18 protein-coding genes are annotated in these 18239 nt (G+C 64.2%); 16 read left to right on the top strand and 2 right to left on the bottom strand.

All coding sequences use genetic code 11. The annotated features are described in order from the left end of the window. The first annotated feature begins 54 nt into the window (after positions 1 to 54). The 16 genes from WCL10_RS05515 (at position 55) to WCL10_RS05440 (ending at position 15395) form a co-directional block, all read left to right on the top strand. Entirely contained in the window at positions 55 to 603 is a 549-nt protein-coding gene (locus tag WCL10_RS05515; protein ID WP_336894633.1) for a VOC family protein, read from the top strand. A gap of 11 nt (positions 604 to 614) precedes the next feature. Beyond that, the gene (locus WCL10_RS05510; protein WP_336894632.1) at positions 615 to 1862 is read left to right on the top strand and encodes an MFS transporter; all 1248 of its coding nucleotides are present in this window, start codon (positions 615 to 617) and stop codon (positions 1860 to 1862) included. Between the two features lie 25 nt (positions 1863 to 1887). Then, complete coding sequence (locus WCL10_RS05505) at positions 1888 to 2814, top strand: helix-turn-helix domain-containing protein (protein ID WP_336894631.1); 927 nt, start codon at positions 1888 to 1890, stop codon at positions 2812 to 2814. A 140-nt stretch (positions 2815 to 2954) separates the two neighbouring features. Continuing rightward, positions 2955 to 5507, top strand: coding sequence for a TonB-dependent receptor (locus tag WCL10_RS05500; RefSeq protein WP_336894630.1), 2553 nt, complete (start codon positions 2955 to 2957; stop codon positions 5505 to 5507). A 57-nt stretch (positions 5508 to 5564) separates the two neighbouring features. Next, the gene (locus tag WCL10_RS05495; protein WP_336894629.1) at positions 5565 to 6098 is read left to right on the top strand and encodes a 2,4'-dihydroxyacetophenone dioxygenase family protein; all 534 of its coding nucleotides are present in this window, start codon (positions 5565 to 5567) and stop codon (positions 6096 to 6098) included. Positions 6099 to 6112: 14 nt separating this feature from the next. After that, entirely contained in the window at positions 6113 to 6649 is a 537-nt protein-coding gene (locus WCL10_RS05490) for a 2,4'-dihydroxyacetophenone dioxygenase family protein (protein WP_336894628.1), read from the top strand. Between the two features lie 14 nt (positions 6650 to 6663). Further along, entirely contained in the window at positions 6664 to 7197 is a 534-nt protein-coding gene (locus WCL10_RS05485; RefSeq protein ID WP_336894627.1) for a 2,4'-dihydroxyacetophenone dioxygenase family protein, read from the top strand. 154 nt (positions 7198 to 7351) lie between these two features. Next, on the top strand, positions 7352 to 8422 hold the full coding sequence (locus WCL10_RS05480) for an aromatic ring-hydroxylating dioxygenase subunit alpha (RefSeq protein ID WP_336894626.1): 1071 nt from the start codon (positions 7352 to 7354) through the stop codon (positions 8420 to 8422). A gap of 30 nt (positions 8423 to 8452) precedes the next feature. Continuing rightward, positions 8453 to 9292, top strand: a complete 840-nt coding sequence (locus WCL10_RS05475; RefSeq protein ID WP_336894625.1) for an SDR family NAD(P)-dependent oxidoreductase — start codon at positions 8453 to 8455, stop codon at positions 9290 to 9292. Next, a complete protein-coding gene (locus WCL10_RS05470; protein WP_336894624.1) occupies positions 9289 to 9606 on the top strand; it encodes a cytochrome c in 318 nt (105 codons plus the stop codon). The genes WCL10_RS05475 and WCL10_RS05470 overlap by 4 nt, the downstream gene beginning before the upstream one ends. Then, complete coding sequence (locus WCL10_RS05465; RefSeq protein ID WP_336894623.1) at positions 9603 to 11222, top strand: FAD-binding oxidoreductase; 1620 nt, start codon at positions 9603 to 9605, stop codon at positions 11220 to 11222. Before WCL10_RS05470 ends, WCL10_RS05465 begins: the two co-directional genes overlap by 4 nt. Further along, the gene (locus WCL10_RS05460; protein ID WP_336894622.1) at positions 11219 to 12106 is read left to right on the top strand and encodes an MBL fold metallo-hydrolase; all 888 of its coding nucleotides are present in this window, start codon (positions 11219 to 11221) and stop codon (positions 12104 to 12106) included. The genes WCL10_RS05465 and WCL10_RS05460 overlap by 4 nt, the downstream gene beginning before the upstream one ends. After that, complete coding sequence (locus WCL10_RS05455; protein WP_336894621.1) at positions 12094 to 12852, top strand: glucose 1-dehydrogenase; 759 nt, start codon at positions 12094 to 12096, stop codon at positions 12850 to 12852. Before WCL10_RS05460 ends, WCL10_RS05455 begins: the two co-directional genes overlap by 13 nt. A gap of 12 nt (positions 12853 to 12864) precedes the next feature. Beyond that, positions 12865 to 13872 carry an alcohol dehydrogenase catalytic domain-containing protein gene (locus WCL10_RS05450; RefSeq protein ID WP_336894620.1) on the top strand — a complete coding sequence of 336 codons (1008 nt, stop codon included), beginning with the start codon at positions 12865 to 12867 and terminating at the stop codon, positions 13870 to 13872. A gap of 36 nt (positions 13873 to 13908) precedes the next feature. Next, a complete protein-coding gene (locus WCL10_RS05445) occupies positions 13909 to 14544 on the top strand; it encodes a hypothetical protein (RefSeq protein WP_336894619.1) in 636 nt (211 codons plus the stop codon). Positions 14545 to 14552: 8 nt separating this feature from the next. Beyond that, entirely contained in the window at positions 14553 to 15395 is an 843-nt protein-coding gene (locus WCL10_RS05440; RefSeq protein WP_336894618.1) for an SDR family NAD(P)-dependent oxidoreductase, read from the top strand. Here WCL10_RS05440 and WCL10_RS05435 read toward each other — a convergent pair whose 3' ends face one another. Next, positions 15396 to 16874, bottom strand: a complete 1479-nt coding sequence (locus tag WCL10_RS05435) for an MFS transporter (protein ID WP_336894617.1) — start codon at positions 16872 to 16874, stop codon at positions 15396 to 15398. A 146-nt stretch (positions 16875 to 17020) separates the two neighbouring features. Continuing rightward, complete coding sequence (locus WCL10_RS05430; protein ID WP_336894616.1) at positions 17021 to 18055, bottom strand: LacI family DNA-binding transcriptional regulator; 1035 nt, start codon at positions 18053 to 18055, stop codon at positions 17021 to 17023. Positions 18056 to 18239: the final 184 nt, after the last annotated feature.

Raw genomic sequence — 18239 nt, 5'->3', positions numbered from 1 at the left:
CAAAACAGCCACAGTCGGACAAACGGCGGGCACGAGGGCAGGGGACAGGTAGGCATGGTGCAGGCACTGGGTTTTGGACAGCGCATCGGGGGCGTGGTGCAAACCGCGTTCGTGGTGGCTGATATCCATGCCGCTATCACTCATTTCCAGCGCGATTGCGGGGCGGGTCCTTTCTTCCTGCTCGACCACTTCCTCGGCGAGGGGCAGGTCTATCGCGGCCAGCGCGCAACCGCCGATGTGGCGATCGCGATGGGCTTTGCCGGGCACATGCAGATCGAGCTGATCCAGCCGCTCGACGACGAACCCTCAGTCTATCGCGAGACGGTGCTGGCGCGCGGCTACGGCTTTCACCACTTCGGCATAGCCTTCACCGATGTCGACGCCGCGCTGCCGGACTATCTCGCGCGCGGCTATACGCTGGCTTTTCGCGCCCCGGTGCCCACCGGAGGCTCGGTTGCCTATCTCGAAAGCGCCGATCAGGCAGCGCCCGGCTTCCTTGAGCTGATCCCGGCAACCGAAGGCATGAACATGCTGTTCACCGCGCAGTGGCAGGCGGCGCGGGACTGGGACGGCCATACCGATCCCGTGAGGCCTTTCCTGTGAGCAGCGTGGCTATGACATCAAGCGTTGACCCCGCGCAGCGCCGCGGCGGGGCCTATCAGGCCTGGGTCGTGGGGCTGCTCAGCCTCAATTTCGGCATCCTGTTCTTTGATCGCAACGCGCTCAACTTCCTCATGCCCTATGTGCAGCCTGATCTGCACCTTTCAAACACGCAAGTCGGCATGTTCAGTTCGGCGCTATCGCTGACCTGGGCGCTGTCGGGCCTTGCGGTCGGGCGCATTTCAGACAAGCTGGGATCGAAAAAGCCCGTGGTCGTCGTCGCGACGCTGGCCTTCTGCCTGTGCTCGTTTGCCTCGGGCCTTGCCTCCTCGTTCTTCATGCTGCTTGGCGCGCGCCTGCTGATGGGCGCGGCGGAAGGCGGCGTCATGCCGGTCAGCCACTCTATGATCGTCAGCGAAGTCGCACCCGAACGGCGCGGCATGGCGATGGGCGTTGCGCAGAACCTAGGCTCCAATCTGCTCGGCTCTGGCCTTGCGCCGTTGCTGCTGGTGCCGGTTGCGGCCGCCTATGGCTGGCGCGAGGGCTTTTACCTTGCTGCCGCTCCCGGCATGATCACCGCAGTGCTGATCTGGTTCACCTTGCGTGAACCGCCTGCCGAGACCCATGATGCCGCGCAGCCCAAAGTTCCGCTCGGCGAGGCGTTCCGCCACCGCAATGTCGTGCTTTGCGCAGTGATCTCGGTGCTGCTCGTCTCCTACCTCGTGGTGTGCTGGGCCTTCATGCCGCTCTACCTTACCAAAGTGCGCGGCTTCGCGCCGGAGACGATGGGCTGGCTCATGGCGACGCTTGGGCTTTCGGCCGGTCTCGGCAGCTTCGTGGTGCCGGCCATTTCGGATGCCATCGGCCGCCGTCCGGTGATGATCGGGTTTGCTTTCCTCGGCGTGATCCTCCCGCTCGGCGGGCTCTACTACACCGGCTCGCCCTGGGTTCTGGCGGTGATCTTCTTCTTCGGGTGGGGGCTCAACGGCCTGTTCCCGATGTTCATGGCGACGATCCCTTCGGAATCCGTCGATCCGCGCCTCACTGCGACGCTTACGGGCGTCGTGATGGGGACCGGCGAAGTGCTCGGCGGCGTGCTCAGCCCGTTCTTCGCCGGCGCGCTGGCCGACAGCTACGGGCTCTCCGCCGCGCTCTGGCTCATGCTCGTGCTCACCGTGCTCGCCGGCATCTGCGCGATGGGCCTTGTCGAATCCGCCCCGCGCGTCGTTGCCCGGCGCGCGCCTGTTCCCGTTCCCGCCTGACCTTGCTGCAAAGGATGCGCCTTCCATGACAGCAGTGCAGAAATTCGCCACCGACGGAATTGCTCCCCCCGAACGCCTCGCGTTCTGGAACGAACTGGTCGACCGCGTCTACAGCGGCACCTACGTCAAGAGCGCGACTGAGGACTTTACCGGCGAGATGTGGACTTGGCAGGTCGGCGATCTGGCGATGATCCGCCCGCGCTCGACCGCCTCGTTCGTCGGCCGCGATCCGCGCTACACCGATGACGAGCGGCTCATTCTCCATCTGCAGTGCCGGGGCTCGAGCTTGCACCGCCAGGGCCGGACCGAAACCGCGCTCGGCGCGGGTGATTTCGTCATCGGCTCGCCGCACGAAGCCTATGCGATCGATCTGGCGGCGCACGAACTGCTCGTCGTCGAATTCCCGCGCGCGCCGCTCGCCGAACGCTTCCCCGGCATCGACGATGCCTTGCGCCAGCGCATGAGCGGGGCGACACCCGGCGCGCGGGTGTTCCACGATTTCCTGCTCTCGCTCTGGCGCCAGAGCCAGCAGGGCTTTGCCGATACCGATTGGCAGGAGGGCGTTAGCCAGGTCTTCTACGATCTCGTCGCGCTGGCCATTCGCGGAGCTGCCAAGCCCGATGCGCCCATGGCGGACAGCGCGCTGCGCCGCCGCGTGCTGGGCATCGTCGAGGCGCAGCTGGCCGATCCCGCGCTGCGCACGCTCAGCCTGGCATCGGCCTGCAATGCCTCAGTCCGCACGATCCAGAACCTGTTTGCCGGCATGGGCACCACGCCGAGCGCTTATATTCTTGAGCGGCGGCTTGCCCGTGCGGCCGAGCGCCTGAGCGCTGCGCCCGGGGCCAGCATCACCGAAATCGCCTTCGAGCTCGGCTTCAACGACAGCGCCTATTTCGCGCGGGCCTTCCGCCAGCGGTTTGGCGTGCCGCCGCGTGAATGGCGCCGGAAATAGGGCAGTTTGCGCATCTGTCCTGATTGCTTGCGCGCCAGTGCAAGCGGCTGCGGCGGGTTCATTGTAGAAACACGCAATCACACGTCTGTCCGCCAGCGAGCGGAGCAGGCAAAGACGGTGAATAACAGGGAGAGTACTTCATGAAAATTGCATCGGTATCACTTGCCGTTCTGGCGGCCGCGTTGGCCACGCCGGCACTGGCGCAGACGGCCCCTCAGGCAGACGCCCAGGCGCAAGCTGCCCCGTCGGGCGGCATCGAGGAAATCGTCGTCACCGCCCAGAAGCGCGCTGAAAACGTGCAGAACGTGCCGATCTCCATTTCGGCCTTCACCGCGACCGCGCTGCAGGAGCGCGCCGTTTCAAGCGTCGCTGCTCTTTCGAACATCTCGCCCAACGTCACGCTGGACGCCGGCACCCCGTTCTCGGGTTCGAGCCAGGTCCTTTCGGCCTATATCCGCGGCATCGGCGCGAACGACTTCGCGTTCAACATCGATCCGGGCGTGGGCATCTATCTCGACGGCGTGTACCTCGCCCGCTCGGTTGGTGCGAACCAGGACCTGCCCGACGTGGAGCGCGTCGAAGTCCTCAAGGGTCCGCAGGGCACGCTCTTTGGTCGCAACACCATCGGCGGCGCGATCTCGATCGTCACGCATGATCCGGGCAAGGAATTCCGCTTCGTCGGCAGCGCGATGACCGGCAGCTATGGCCTGTTCTCCGCCAAGGGCACGGTCGATATTCCGCTGACGGATAGCCTCGCTTCGTCGGTCAGCTTCTCGACAACCCGCCGCGGCGGTTACTTGCACCGCATCGCTTATCCCGGCGCATCGGGCTACGCCTTCGATCCGATCACTTCGTTGAAGGCCGCCGGCTACGGCAACATCGGCCTCGGCACCGAAGGTGGTGACAACACCTACAACTTGCGCGGCAAGCTGCGCTACAATGACGGCGGTGCCTTCCGTGCAACCCTGACCGGTAACTACAGCAACACCGACACCTCGCAGATCGCCAACAAGGTTATCACCACGTTCCCGGCGGTGTTCGCTGGCACGTACAACTGCGCCATCGCTGGCAACCCGCAGGTCACTGTGGGCGGCGCAACGGGCGCCTGCGACAGCTTCATCGGCGGGCCGCCGTCCATCGCCTTTCTCGGCCGTCGTGGCGGTCTGAACTCGGTGGTCGATCTTCCGTCGATCTTCGGTGTTAATGCAGATGGCAACCCGGACAACAACCGGCTGCCCTATGACAACCGGTTCGTCACCAACAACATCGATACCTCGTATGCCAACGGCAACAACTTCTCGCGCCTGAAGCAGGGCGGCGGGGCGTTGACGATGGACTACGACATCTCGGACAACGTCTCGATCAAGTCGATCACCGCCTACCGCGAACTGCACTGGGCCGTCGGCATGGACCTCGACAACTCGCCGCTCAACTTCCTCCACACCAGCTTCACCATGAATCAGAAGCAGTTCAGTGAAGAACTGCAGCTGACTGGTCATGCAATGGACAAGAAGTTGAACTATGTCCTCGGTGCGTACTACTTCAAGGAATCGGGCGATTTGCACGATTACGTGACGTTCGCCGAAGGCCTGCTGCAGGTTGACGGTCCGAACAATCTCGCCACCAAGAACTATGCGTTCTACGGTCAGGTCGACTACAAGTTCAACGACCAGTTCGGCATCACCGTCGGCGGCCGCTACACCCACGAAGACAAGACCTTCGAGGGCTTCCAGTCGGACGCCAACGGCCTGAACTACAAGCTGGCGCAGGCTTTCGGCGATCCCAACTGCGCCTCGCTGACGCCGATCTCCGACCAGTGCCGGATCGACAACCACTTCCCCAATCCGGGCCAACCGCTGCGGTACTACGTCGCGGGCACGCAGCAGAAGATCTTCAACAACTTCTCGCCGAAGGTCGGCCTGCAATACCACCCGTCTGACGACGTCATGGTCTATGCGAGCTGGTCGAAGGGCTACAAGACCGGCGGTTGGACCACGCGTCTTTCGAACCCGCTGCCTTATGCTCCGGGCTTCGGGCCGGAAAAGGCAACGACGTATGAAGGCGGCATCAAGTCCGAGCTGCTTGATCGCCACTTGCAGATCAACGCTGCGGTGTTCTTGACTGAGTACAAGGGTATCCAGCTCAACTTCCAGCAGGGTAGCTCGCCCACCATTCAGAACGCTGGCGATGCGCGCATCAAGGGCTTCGAAGTGGAAGTGACCGCAGCTCCGGTTTCGGGGCTGACGCTGACGGGTTCGCTCGGCTTTACCGACGCCAAGTACACCGCAGTTCTGGCAGCTGCGCAAGTTGCGCCTTCGGGTCTGCAGGCTGGCGTGCAGGTTGATTCGGCTCTGCCGAAGACGCCGAAGTGGAAAATCAACTTCAGCCCGCGCTACGAGGCCAGCCTCGGCTCGCACGGCAAGCTGATCTTCCTGGGTGACATCACCCGCACCAGCTCGATGCGCAACGACACGGAAGGCACCTTCCTGCTCGACCGTCCCTCGACCACGGTCATCAACGGCAGCGTGACCTATCGTGAACCCAACGGTCACTGGGATCTCGCGGTAGGCGGCACCAACCTGACCAACGAGCGTTACCTGACCACCGGTCAGGCGCAGCTTGCTGGCGGCCAGATCTACGGCACCTACAGCCGTCCGGCCGAATGGTATGCCCGCGTCGGAGTGAAGTTCTAATACATTTAAAGGGCGGGTGCCAACGGCACTCGCCCCATTTTTTCCAGGAGAAACACCGTGCCTGAGACAGCGCATTCCGAGTTCTGGAAGGGCATCAAACCCGTCGACAAGGTCTTCCGCGAAGGCGGATTGCCCGAAATCTACCTCTCCAAGATCGCCGAGGGCGATGAACGCTATTGGGTGCCGATCAGCGAGACGGTGAGCTCCAAGCCCGTCTGGATCAGCCCTTCCAAGAACATGTGGGCCGATGTGCTCATGTCGAAGTCGGCGGGCCTCGTGAACCGCCACTATCACCCGCATCCGATCTGGGCCTACACCATCAGCGGCAAGTGGGCCTATCTCGAGCACGATTGGACCGCGACCGCGGGCGACTTCGTCTACGAGACCCCGGGCGAGAGCCACACACTCGTCTGCTACGAACACGAAGATCCGATGAAGGTGTTCTTCGTCGTCTCGGGCCCGCTCATGTGGCTCGATGACGATGGCAACACCACCGGGCATTTCGATGTGTTTGACTATATCAAGAACGCGCGCGAGCACTACGACCGGGTCGGCATTGGTGCCGACTACGTCGATACGCTTATCCGCTGACAGGAGCGCTTCCCATGAATGCCATGACTGCCCCGCCTTCGAACAAGAAGGAAATCGTAGATGTCGGCTTCGCCCACCGCGACCTAGTCGCACGGCTGAGCCCGGGCGGGCGCTACATCGACGCGCAGACCGACGTCGACAGCCCCTGGGTGCCCTTCGGCGACAACGCCGCAATCAAGCATCTCGCCTTTGATGTGCGGCAGGGCATCTTCTCTAACATTCTCTGGGTGAAGAGCCCCGGCACGATCGGTACGCACCTGCACCGCGGCACCATCGTCATGGTCTGCCTCGAAGGCAGCGTGCGTTATCTGGAATACGATTGGGTCGCCTCGCCCGGCGGTCTGATCCTCGAAGTGCCCGGCGAAAGCCACACGCTTGTCACCGAGCATCCCGAAGGCGTGAAGCTGTTCGGGTGGATGCAGGGCCCGATCGAATTCTTCGACGAGAACGGCGCCTACGTCGATACCTCGGACGTCTGGTGGTTCATCAACCACTACGAGACCTACTGCCGGGAAAACGACATTCCCATCAATCCCAAGCTTTACCTCTAAAAGGCACGAGAGCCATGGCCACCATGACTGCGCCCCCTTCTGGCGCTTACAAGATCGTCGATGTGCCGGAACTTTACGGCGCCTTGATCAAATCCAAGGGCATCGAAGGCACCTACGTCGGCGCTTCCGAAGCCGAAAGCCCGTGGGTTCCTTTCGGCGACAACGCCGCGATCCGCCACCTCGCGTTCGACGTGCGTGACAACGTTTACGTCAACATCCTGTGGATCAAGGGTCCCGGCGTCATCGGCACGCACAAGCACCGCGGCCGGGTCTGGGCGATCGGGCTTGAAGGCTCGTTCCGCTATCTGGAATACGACTGGGTCTGCAAACCGGGCGAATTCATCACCGAGACACCGGGCACCGCGCATACGCTCGTGACCGACGATCCCAACGGGATGAAGGCCCTGTTCCACATGCAGGGTGCCAACGAGTTCTTCGACGAGCACGGCAACCATGTCGAGACGCTCGATGTCTGGTGGTTCATGAACCACTACGAGACCTATTGCCGGGAAAACAACATCCCGATCAACAAGCAGCTCTATCTCTGAGGGGTAGCAGTGCAAACCCTTGCTGCTCCTTCCCTTGTCACCCCGGGCTTGACCCGGGGTCCCGCTTGGAACGCGGGGTGAGGGGTAGAAGCGGGACCCCGGATCAAGTCCGGGGTGACGGTGATTGGAACGGTTTGCGGGAGCAACGACTACCATGAGCGACGCCGGGGTCCCCAAACTTGGTCGAGTGCCGGTGGGCACATACTTGCGCAATTGCTGGTACGTCGCAGGCTGGGCGAGCGATCTGGGCGAGACCCCCCAGAGCCGCGTGTTCCTCGAAGAGCCCGTCGCGCTGTACCGCGATGCGCAGGGCAAGGCGCACGCGGTCTCGGGCCGCTGCCCCCACCGTTTCGCGCCGCTGGGGCAGGGCAAGGTGGTGGAAGGCACGCTCATGTGCCCCTACCACGGCCTGCGGTTCGACGGCACCGGCGCCTGCGTTCATAACCCGCACCCCGGCGGCCAGCTTCCCGAGAGCCGGCTGCAAGTCTACCCGCTGGTCGAACGCCACGCGCTGCTGTGGATCTGGATGGGAGACGCGGAGAAGGCCGATCCGGCGCTGATCCCCGATTTCAGCTGGCTGTCCGATCCCAAATGGGAAGCGGTGCGCGGGGCCACGGTTGCCGAGGGGCACTATGAGCTCTACAGCGACAACATCCTCGACCTCAGCCACGCCAATTTCGTTCACCCCGCACTGGTGGCGGCTGCTTTCACCGAAGGCGAGCGCAAGTTCTGGCAGGACGGCGAGACCGTGCATGCCGAGTACATCCGCCTCGACGACTATCTCTCCGAAGGCATCGGCGGGATGCTCGGGCGGGTCGGCATCAAGCAGGACTTCTACGGCTGGGTCGTCTGGCACGCCCCTGCCGTGCTTTACTTCGATTTCCGCGCCGGCCCTCCCGGCACCCCGCGAGAAGATTGCACGCTGCTCCCGTCACTTCACGCCTTCACGCCCGAAACACCAGACACCACGCACTACTTCTGGGCGACGGCGCGCGATTTCGCGCTGGGTGACGCCGAGTTCACCGCCGGCATGCGCGGCGCGCTCGAGTTTGCGTTCGAGCAGGAGGACATGCCGCTCATCCGCGACAGCCACCGCCTGATGCGCGGCGCCGATTTCTGGGAGCTGCGCCCGCTGATCCTGAATGGCGACGGCGGCGGAGTGCGCGCGCGCCGCATGCTGCAGCGCCTGATTGACCGCGAACGACAACCGCAAGCCGCCGAATAAGGCCGCTGCGGCAGGAGAGGATAAGCAAGAATGGCAATTCTGGACCGTTTCGACATCAAAGGCCGCTCCGCGCTCGTCACCGGCGCGGCCTCGGGCATCGGTCTCGCCTATGCCGAGGCCATGGCGGAAGCCGGGGCCATGGTCACGCTCACCGATATCGACGGCGAAGGCGCCGAGCGCGAAGCCGCCCGGCTGCGCGAGGCAGGGTATGAAGCCCGTGCCGACCGTCTCGACGTTTCCGATTTCGATGCCGTCACGGCAGCCTTCGATGCTCACGCCAAGGCCTATGGCGGGCTCGACATCGCCTTCGCCAATGCCGGGATCGATACGGGCGCGGGCTTCTGGAACCCGGCCGGCCACCGCAACCCGGATGGCCAGGTCGATACCTACGACCACACGCGCTGGGACAAGTCGATCTCGGTCAATCTCTCCGGCGTCTTCTACACCGTCAGCAATGCTGTGCGGATCATGAAGCAGTCCGGCCGCGCCAATGGCCGCAGCGGCGGTTCGATCATCTGCACCGCGTCGAACGCCGGGCTCGTCACCGAACCCATCGTCGGCCTGCCGTACATGCCGGCCAAGGCGGGCGTGCTCCACATGGTCCGCGCGCTCGGCCTTGAACTTGCCGAGTTCCGCATCCGCATCAACGCCATCGCGCCGGGCCCCTTCGTCACCAATATCGGCGGTGGCTGGCTCAAGAAGGACCCCGTCGCGCGCAAGGCCTGGGATGCAATCGTGCCGCTGGGCGCGGTTGCGGAGACCGACCAACTCAAACCGCTGGCATTGCTGCTGGCGTCCGATGCTTCCGATTACATGACCGGAAGCCATGTCGTGATCGATGGAGGCATGATGCTGGGGAAGTTCCAATGAAGCGGGCAACTCTACTCGCAGCTGGCCTCGCGCTCGCAGGTACGGCGCAGGCCGCCCAGAAACTTGGCGAGGTCCAGCCCCAGCGCAGCCCCGAGCAGGTCTATGCGGCTGTCTGCGGCTACTGCCACGGCAAGAACGTCGGCCCGGTGATCCGCGGCAGGGCCCTCCCGGCAGAGACGGTCGAATACATGGTGCGCCATGGTCAGAACGCCATGCCTGCGTTCCGCCCCACCGAAATCACGCCCGCCGAACTCAAGGCGCTGGCCGCGTGGGTCCAGAGCAGCGCAGCCGATCCCAAGGAGCACGGCCAATGACCGCCAATATCGACCGCCGCAGCCTGCTTGGCGCAGGCGTGGCCGGTGCCGCCGCCGTGGGCCTTAGCACGGGCGCCAAGGCCAAGGCCGTCCTCGCCCCCGGCGTGAAGAAGGCCGATTTCAGAGGCGCGGTTGCCGCGATGCGCAAGATCGTCGGCGATGAATGGGTCTTTGCCGATCCCGATGCCGTCGCGCCGTGGAAGAAGTCCTACACCCCGGACCCCTATGGCAAGCACGTCCCCGTCGGCGCAGTCTGCCCTGAAAACGTGGAGCAGGTGCAGGCCATCGTGAAGATCGCCAACCAGTTCCGGCAGCCGATCTGGCCGGTCTCCACCGGCAAGAACATGGGCTATGGCCAGACGACGACCGCCATGCCGGGGCAGATGATCCTCGACCTGAAGCGGATGAACCGCATCCTCTCGGTCGATCCGGAGCTGTGCACAGCGCTGGTCGAGCCCGGCGTCACATATCGCCAGCTCAAGGACTACCTCGTCGAGAACAACCTGCCGCTGTGGATCGACGTGCCCACGGTTGGCCCCATTGCCAGCCCGGTCGGCAACACGCTGGATCGCGGCGTGGGCTATACGCCCTATGGCGAGCATTTCATGGTCCAGTGCGGCATGGAAGTCGTGCTCGCAGACGGCGAAATCCTGCGCACCGGCATGGGCTCTACCCGCAATCCGTCCGCCTGGCAGGCGTTCAAGTGGGGCTACGGCCCCTATCTCGATGGCCTGTTCACCCAGTCGAATTTCGGCATCGTCACCAAGATGGGCATGTGGCTCATGCCCGCGCCGCCGGTCTACAAACCCTTCGTCATCCGCCACAAGAAGATGGAGGATGTCGCCCGCATCGTCGAAGCCATGCGCCCGATGCGGATTGCCAATATCGTGCCCAACGTGGTGCTGATGATGGGCGGGGCCTATCAGCTCGCCATGTTCAAACGCCGCAGCGAAGTGTGGGACGGGGCAGGGCCGATTACCGATGAAGCGGTTTCAAAGGCAGCCACAGCCAACAACCTCGGCATGTGGAACACCTATATCGCGCTCTACGGCACGGAAGGCATGATCGCGGAAAGCGAGAAGATCATTCGCGCCGCCTTCGCCGCGATCGACGGCGAGGTCCTCACCGAAGCCGAAATGGGTGACAACCCCTGGTTCCACCACCACGCCACGTTGATGCAAGGCGGCCTCAATCTCGACGAGATCGGCCTTGCCCGCTGGCGTGGCAATGGCGGCGGCCTTGCCTGGTTCGCACCCGTGGCCCCTGCCAAGGGCAGCGAGACGCAAGGCCAGGTCGAACTCGCCAAGCAGATCCTCGGCAAGTACGGCTTCGACTATACTGCCGCCTTCGCCATCGGCAGCCGCGAACTCCACCACATCATCGCGCTGCTCTACGACAAGTCGGACCCGGCTGAAGAGAAGCGCGCCGACGATTGCTACCGCGAACTCGTCACCGGTTTCGGTGAGAAGGGCTGGGCAAGCTACCGCACCGGGGTCCACGCGATGGACCTCGTTGCCGAGCAGTTCGGCACCGTGAACCGCGCGTTCAACGCCAAGCTCAAGGATGCGCTGGACCCCAACCACATTCTGGCCCCCGGCAAATCAGGAATCGCATGATGATCAGGAAAACGCTTCTGGCGCTCGCCGCCGCTTTGCTTTCGACCACCGCGCAAGCGCAGGACAAGCCGCTCACGGTCGAAACCCTGCGCACCAGCGGGGGATCGCTGTTCGCCAATATCGCGCTGATCAAGGGCGAGAAGGATGCGGTGCTTGTCGATGCGCCGTTCACCCGCGCCGATGCTTACCGCGTCGTCGCAATGGTGCTCGATAGCGGCAAGCACCTGACAACGATCTTCATCACGCATGACCATCCCGATCACTTCTTCGCGATGGAAGTGATTAAGGATGCGTTCCCTGATGCCAAGATCGTCGCGCACCCGGTCGTCGCCGCCGATATCTGGCGCTCGCTCCCGTTCAAGGTGAAGCGCTGGTATCCGGTCCTCGGCGTCAATTCGCCGCGTCATCCCACCGCGCCCGCCGCGATGGAAGGCGATACGATCATGCTCGAGGGCAAGGAACTCAAGGTCCTCGGCCCGGTGCAGGGCGATCATGTCCACGCGACAGCACTCTGGGCGCCCTCGATCAAGGCGCTGTTCCCCGGCGATCTCGTCTACAACCAGATGTTCCTGTGGATGGGCGAACATGATGCCGCCGCCATCGCCGCATGGGGCAAGGCCAACGACAGCTTCATCGCCTTGAAGCCCGAAATCGTTGTCGCGGGCCACAACAAGCCGGGCCTTCCGGACGATGCCTCGGGCCTCGAGTTCACCCGGCGCTACATCGCCGAATGGCCCAAGCTGGTTGCCGCTTCGAAGAACAGCGCCGAGCTCAGCGAACGCGTGAAGAAGGCATTTCCGGATGCTGTCGATGTGCTGGGTGATTTCCTGCTCGGAAATTCCTCGCGCGTCGCCAAGGGGGAGCAGGCAGCATGGACCGAATGACGTTCGCGGATAAGGCCGTCCTCGTCACCGGCGGCGCCACCGGCATCGGCCGCGCCGCCTGCGTTGCCTTCGCAGGCGCGGGCGCCAAGGTGATCATCGGGGATATCGATCCCCGCGCCGAGGAGACCGTGGCGATCATCAAGCAGGCGGGCGGCGAGGCGTCGTTCCAGCATGCGAACGTGACCGATCCGTCGGCGATGGACGCGCTCGTCGCGGCCTGCGTGACGCGCTACGGCCGCATGGATGCCGCGTTCAACAATGCCGGCGTTCTCCCTCCGCAGCGGCCGATCCACGAAGTGACGCCGGAGGAAATGAACCTCGCGATCGACGTCGATTTCAAGGGCGTGTTCTTTGCGATGCAGTCGGAAATCCGCCACTTCCTCAAGGTCGGCGGAGGGGCCATCGTCAATACCGCCTCGGTCGGCGCGCTGATCGCGGACCCGAACATGAGTGTCTATTGCGCGATGAAGCACGCAGTCTCGGGCCTCACCAAGGCGGCGGCGGTCGAGTATGCGCAGAAGAACATCCGCGTGAATGCCATTGCGCCGGGCTTCGTTGTCACCCCGATGACGCAGCACTGGGCCGACGATCCCGATTTCCGCGCTGCGTTCTTTGCCGGCAACATCAGTGGCCGTGCGGCACAGCCGGAAGAGATTGCGGGCACCGTTCTGCACCTGTGCTCCGATGCCGCGAGCTTCATCAACGGCGCGACCATCGCCATTGATGGCGGCCAGACGGCACACTGAGGACCGCAGACCATGCGCGCCGCCGTCATGCAGGGCCTCCACAAGCCCCTTGTCATCGAAACCGTCGCCGATCCGGTGCCGGGCGAAGGCGAGGTCGTGGTCAAGGTCGGCCGCTGCGGCATCTGCGGTTCGGACCTGCACATGACCGAAGACCCCGCCTACGGCCAAGGCGCGGGCTCCATCCTTGGTCATGAATTTGCCGGCGAAGTCGTCGAACTGGGCAAGGGCGTTGAAGGCCTCGCCAAGGGCGATCTCGTTGCTGTCAGCCCGCTCAAGAGCTGCGGCAACTGCCCGGCCTGCCTCGCCGGCAATGTCTCATGGTGCGACATGTTCGGCCTGCAGGGCGGCGGCTATGCCGAATACGCGCTGACCCTGCCCAACCAGTGCGTGAAGCTGCCCAAGTCCGCCAGCCTTGCCGACGGCGCGATCATCGAACCGCTGGCCGTCGCGCTGCACGGTGTTGCGATGTCGGGCCTCCGCATCGGCGACAAGGTGCTGATCCTCGGTGCTGGCCCCATCGGCCTTGCCACCGCCTTCTGGGCGCGGCGCATGGGGGCAGGGCGTGTGGTCGTGCAGGATGTGGCCGAGTGGCAAAAGGACCGCGCGCTGGCCATGGGGGCGCATGATTTCATCGCAGACCGCACCGATCCTATCGGCGCCGCCGAGCGATCGCTTGGCGGCAAGGCAGACCTTGTATTCGAATGCGTAGGTGTTCCCGGCCTTATCGCGCAAGGCGTCGAGCAGGTCCGCGCGCGCGGTACCATCGTGCTCCTTGGCCTCTGCACCGTGCCCGATACCTTCAACAGCTTTGCGATGCTCTCGAAGGAAGTGCGGCTGATCACCTCGGCCTTCTTCACGAGCCACGAATACGCCGCCGCGCTCGACGCGCTCGACCGGGGCGCTGCCGAACCGCGCCTGCTCGTCACCGAAACCATCCCGCTCGAGCGCACCCCCACCGTCTTCGAGGCGCTCCGCCGCCGCACCGAGCAATGCAAGGTGCTGATCGCGCCCGGAACCTGATGGCGAACCTGAAACAAAAGAAAAAAGGAGAGGCCCATGAACATCGCAACGACCTTGCCGACCAACGCCATCGAGCGCGCGGTATTCGAATGCATGAACCCGACCGAGGCGCTCTATGACGCCACGACGAACCCGCTCCACAAAGCTATCCTGCTCAACTTCTGGCGCCACGTGCACCTCGAAGGCGCGGGGCTTTATGATGACATCACTGCCAGCGACATGATGGTCGACCACCCCGTCTACCGGGTGACCTGGGGCGCCAACCCCGCCGTCATCGAAGGCAAGGAAGGCGTGAAGGGCTTCTACAACAGCGTCGGTCAGGCCGTGCTGTGGCATTCGGACGACCGCCTCGCCGTGAATGACTGGGGCATCTGCGACGAGATCACTTTCCACCAGCTCGCGCGCGGCGGCGACCTGCAGGCGATGGGCTACGACGCACCCAAGGCCGATGCCCTCTACCATGTCTCGAGCCGTCAGGCCTTCATCTGGCCCTATGACGACAAGGCCCGCCTTGCCGGCGAACATCTCTACGAAGACCCGACCAGCATTCGCCTCGAGGAAGTCCCGGCAGAGGAGGCGACAACGCCCGCCGCGATCCAGGCGATCCACAAGGCCAAGCTTGCGCAGCTCGAAGACCGCTTCGGGCCGCGTTACTGGGTCTATCAGGGCTGAGAAATCCGGTGTCCTTGCGTTCCTTCCATGACAAACGCGCCTTCGTTACCGGCGGGGCCAGCGGGATCGGCCTCGGCATCGTCAAGGCGCTGGCGCGGCTTGGCGCCTTTGTCGTCATTGCCGACTTGCGGCCCGATCATATCGACCGCGCGCTGCGGGAAATCCGCGAGGCGGGGCTTGCCAATACCGTCGCGGCCCTGGCTCTCGACGTGACCGACCGCGCCGCCTTTGCCGCCGTTGCGGAACGCATGGATATCGAGCTTGGCGGGATCGACATCCTCGTCAACAACGCGGGTGTCGGCGTCGAAGGGCCGGTGCTGGAGGCAGGGTATGCCGATTGGGACTTCGGCCTCGGTGTCAATCTCGGCGGCGTGGTCAACGGCCTCCAGAGCTTCCTGCCGCGCATGATCGCGCATGGGCGCGGCGGGCATGTCGTCAACGTCTCCTCGCTTGCCGCCGCGGTGCGAATGCCATCCAATTTCGCGATCTACGCCGCCGGGAAGGCCGCCGTGCTCAACCTTTCGGAAAACCTGCGCGAGGAACTGGCGGGCAAGGGCATCGGCGTGTCGGTGCTGTGCCCCGCCTTCGTGCGCTCCAATATCCACGAGGCCGCGCTAAACCGTCCGGTGCACTTGCGCGATGGAAGCGGCTTTGCACAGAGCGAGGCGACGCTGCTCGAGCGGCCGCCGGGCAACGACTGGATGGATCCCGGCCAGGTCGGCGAGATCGTGGCGGACGGTATTCTGGCAAACCGGCTCTACATCGTCACCCACGGCGAATTCCGGGACAAGATGCGCGAACGCGCCGAAGCGCTGCTGGCCGAAACGCCTGATTCCGCGTTTCAGTACTGATCAGACGGCGGCGGCCGCTTCCTCGCGCACGCGCAGCATGGCAAGCGCCGCCGCAGTCATGACCACCGCGCCAACCAACATGGTCCACTTGGGGTCTGCCGGGAAGAAACTGCGGATCACCCCGCCCATGATCGTCGCGACGAGGAGCTGTGGCACCACGATGAAGATGTTGAACACGCCAATGTAGATGCCGAACTTTGCAGGCGGCAGCACGCGGGTGAGGATCACGTAGGGCATGCCCAGGATCGAGGCCCAGGCGATCCCGACAAACACCATCGGCAGCAGCAGCAGCCACTTGTCATGCAGCACGAGCAGCAGCAGGAAACCGCAGGCGCCGCCCAGCAGGCATGCCATATGGGTGCGCGCGTTGCCGATGCGCTTGGCCATCACGGGCAGCATGAATGCCGCCAGCGCTGCAACCCCATTGTAGAAGGCGAACATCACGCCCACCCAGTCCGCGCCGGCGTTGTAGGCCGCGCCTGTCGTGTCCGTCGCGCCGAACGCATACTGTGTGACCACCGGTGTGGTGTAGATCCACAGGATGAAGAGCGCGGTCCAGGTGAAGAACTGCGCCACGGCGAGTTGGCGCATTTGCGCGGGCATCTGGGCCAGATCGCTCATGATCTCGGCAAGCGCGCCCTTCGCGCGCAAGGCACGCAAGGCAATCTGCGCAAGGCCAAAGCAGGCGAGCCCGCCGCCGAGCACATAAAGCTGCTTGTCGAGCTCCATTTCGTCCACCAGCGCCAGCAGACCTGCGCCGAGCAGCAGCCAGAAGGGCCCACGCGCGGAATAGACCAGCGGCTGCGAACCGGCTGCCGCGTGTTCGCTGCCGCCAAACGCCGCCATTTCCTCCGGACTGTATTCGCGCACGCTCAGCGCCGTCCATGCAACTGCGCTCACCATGGCCGCTGCGCCGATATAGAAGCTGAGCCGGACCGAATCCGGGACAACACCCTCGGGCGCCGTGTTGGCAATGCCGGCCCACGTGAACACCGCCGGCAGCAGGCTCCCGATCACCGCGCCCGCACCGATGAACCAGGTCTGCAGCGCAAAGCCCTGTGCGCGCTGGTCATCAGGGGTCATGTCGCCCACGAACGCGCGGAACGGCTCCATCGCTACATTGAGCGAAGCATCGAGCAGCCACAGGAACGCCGCTGCCAGCAGCAGAACACCCGCCTGCGGCAAGCCCAGCAGCGCCAACGCGGCCAGCACTGCGCCCGCCACGAAGTAGGGCCGCCGCCGCCCGAAGCGCCCCCAGGTCCGGTCCGAATAATGCCCGATCAGCGGCTGCACGATGAGGCCCGTTACCGGCCCCGCGATCCACAGGAACGCGAGGTTGTCGACACTGCTCCCGAGCGACTGGAAAATGCGGCTGACATTGGCGTTCTGCAGCCCGAAGGCGAGCTGGATGCCGAAGAAGCCGAAGCTTACGTTCCACAGACCCCAGAAGGACTGCTGCGGTTTCTGGCGAGTGGTCACGCGCTTTCCTGCCCCTCTCGGCCGGCGCAAGGCGCCTGCCCTTTGATTATGCGTTCTTGTTGCCCCGCCCTAGGCCATGACCTGCACAGCAGCAGCAATGCATACGAATGTCAGTCACATGCAGGTATTTCCATGTTGCCGGCAAATCACCCCCCCGTGCTGCCCCGCACCACGAGCCGGGTCGGCAGGACGGGGGAGGGGGGCTGGCGGTCTTCCACTTGTGCCATCACCGTTTCGACCAGCGCCTCGCCGGCGTGGCGCATGTCCTGCATCACCGTGGTGAGCGGCGGCGAGGTGAGGCTGGCGGCGGGAATATCGTCGAAACCGACAAGCGCGATATCGCCAGGAATGCTGAGCCCGGCTTCGGCAAGCGCCCGCATCGCGCCGATCGCGATAAGGTCGCTTCCGGCGAAAATCGCATCGAACGGCTTGCCCTTGGCCAGCAGTTGCCGAGCTGCGGTATACCCTTGATCTTCCGATGAAATCGCCGGGACCACAAGGTCGGGATCATGCTGCAGGCCCGCCGTTTCCACCGCGCGGACAAGCCCTTCGTAGCGATTCTTGAACTCGGGATAGTGGCTGTCAGCCTGGCCCAGAAACGCGATCTTGCGGCGGCCCCGCGCCAGCAGATGCTCGCCCGCAAGCCGGCCCGCGCCGAAATTGTCGGAGCCGACCGTGGAGCCCATCGTCGCAGGGTCAACCGCGCCCCAGCGCACGAAATGCGTGCCCGAGCGGACAAGCTGACGCAGGCGGTTTTCGTAAAGCGTGTAGTCGCCATAGCCGAGCAGGATCAGTCCATCGGCGCGGTGGCTGTCCTGGTAGCGCTTGTGCCAGTCGTCATCGAGCCGCTGGAAGGAGATCAGGAGATCAAGCCCGCGCGCCGCACAATGCCGCGTGATCGAGCCGAGCATCGCGAGAAAGAAAGGATTGATGCCGGATTCGTCGGGCGTTGGATCCTCAAAGAACAGCAGCGCGAGCGTGTTGGACCGCTGCGAGCGCAGTGAGGAGGCGTTCTTGTCGACGGTGTAGCCCAGCTGCCGGGCAATGGCTTCGATCTTCTGGCGCGTGGCGAGACTGACCGATTTGCTGCCGCGCAAGGCCCGGCTGACCGTTGGCTGCGAAACACCGGCCAGATAGGCTATATCAAAACTGGTCGGCTTGTTGGACGGCCTGCGGCCCATGATCCTGCAACCTTCTCCCCAGCCGCCGCGGTGTTTCCCGCAAGGTCGGACGGAACAACCTACGCATGAAAATGCATGGATGCAATTGCCCCCTTGCGCCGGGGTGGCTGCATCGTGACTGCGCCGCAAGAGGGACTGTCAGGATTTCCGTGTGTGGGCGGGCATAATGGGCAAGAAGGAGTCC

Source organism: Novosphingobium sp., from assembly GCF_037133355.1.
Taxonomy (GTDB): Bacteria; Pseudomonadota; Alphaproteobacteria; order Sphingomonadales; family Sphingomonadaceae; genus Novosphingobium.
This window is presented reverse-complemented; position numbering and strand designations above follow the sequence as displayed.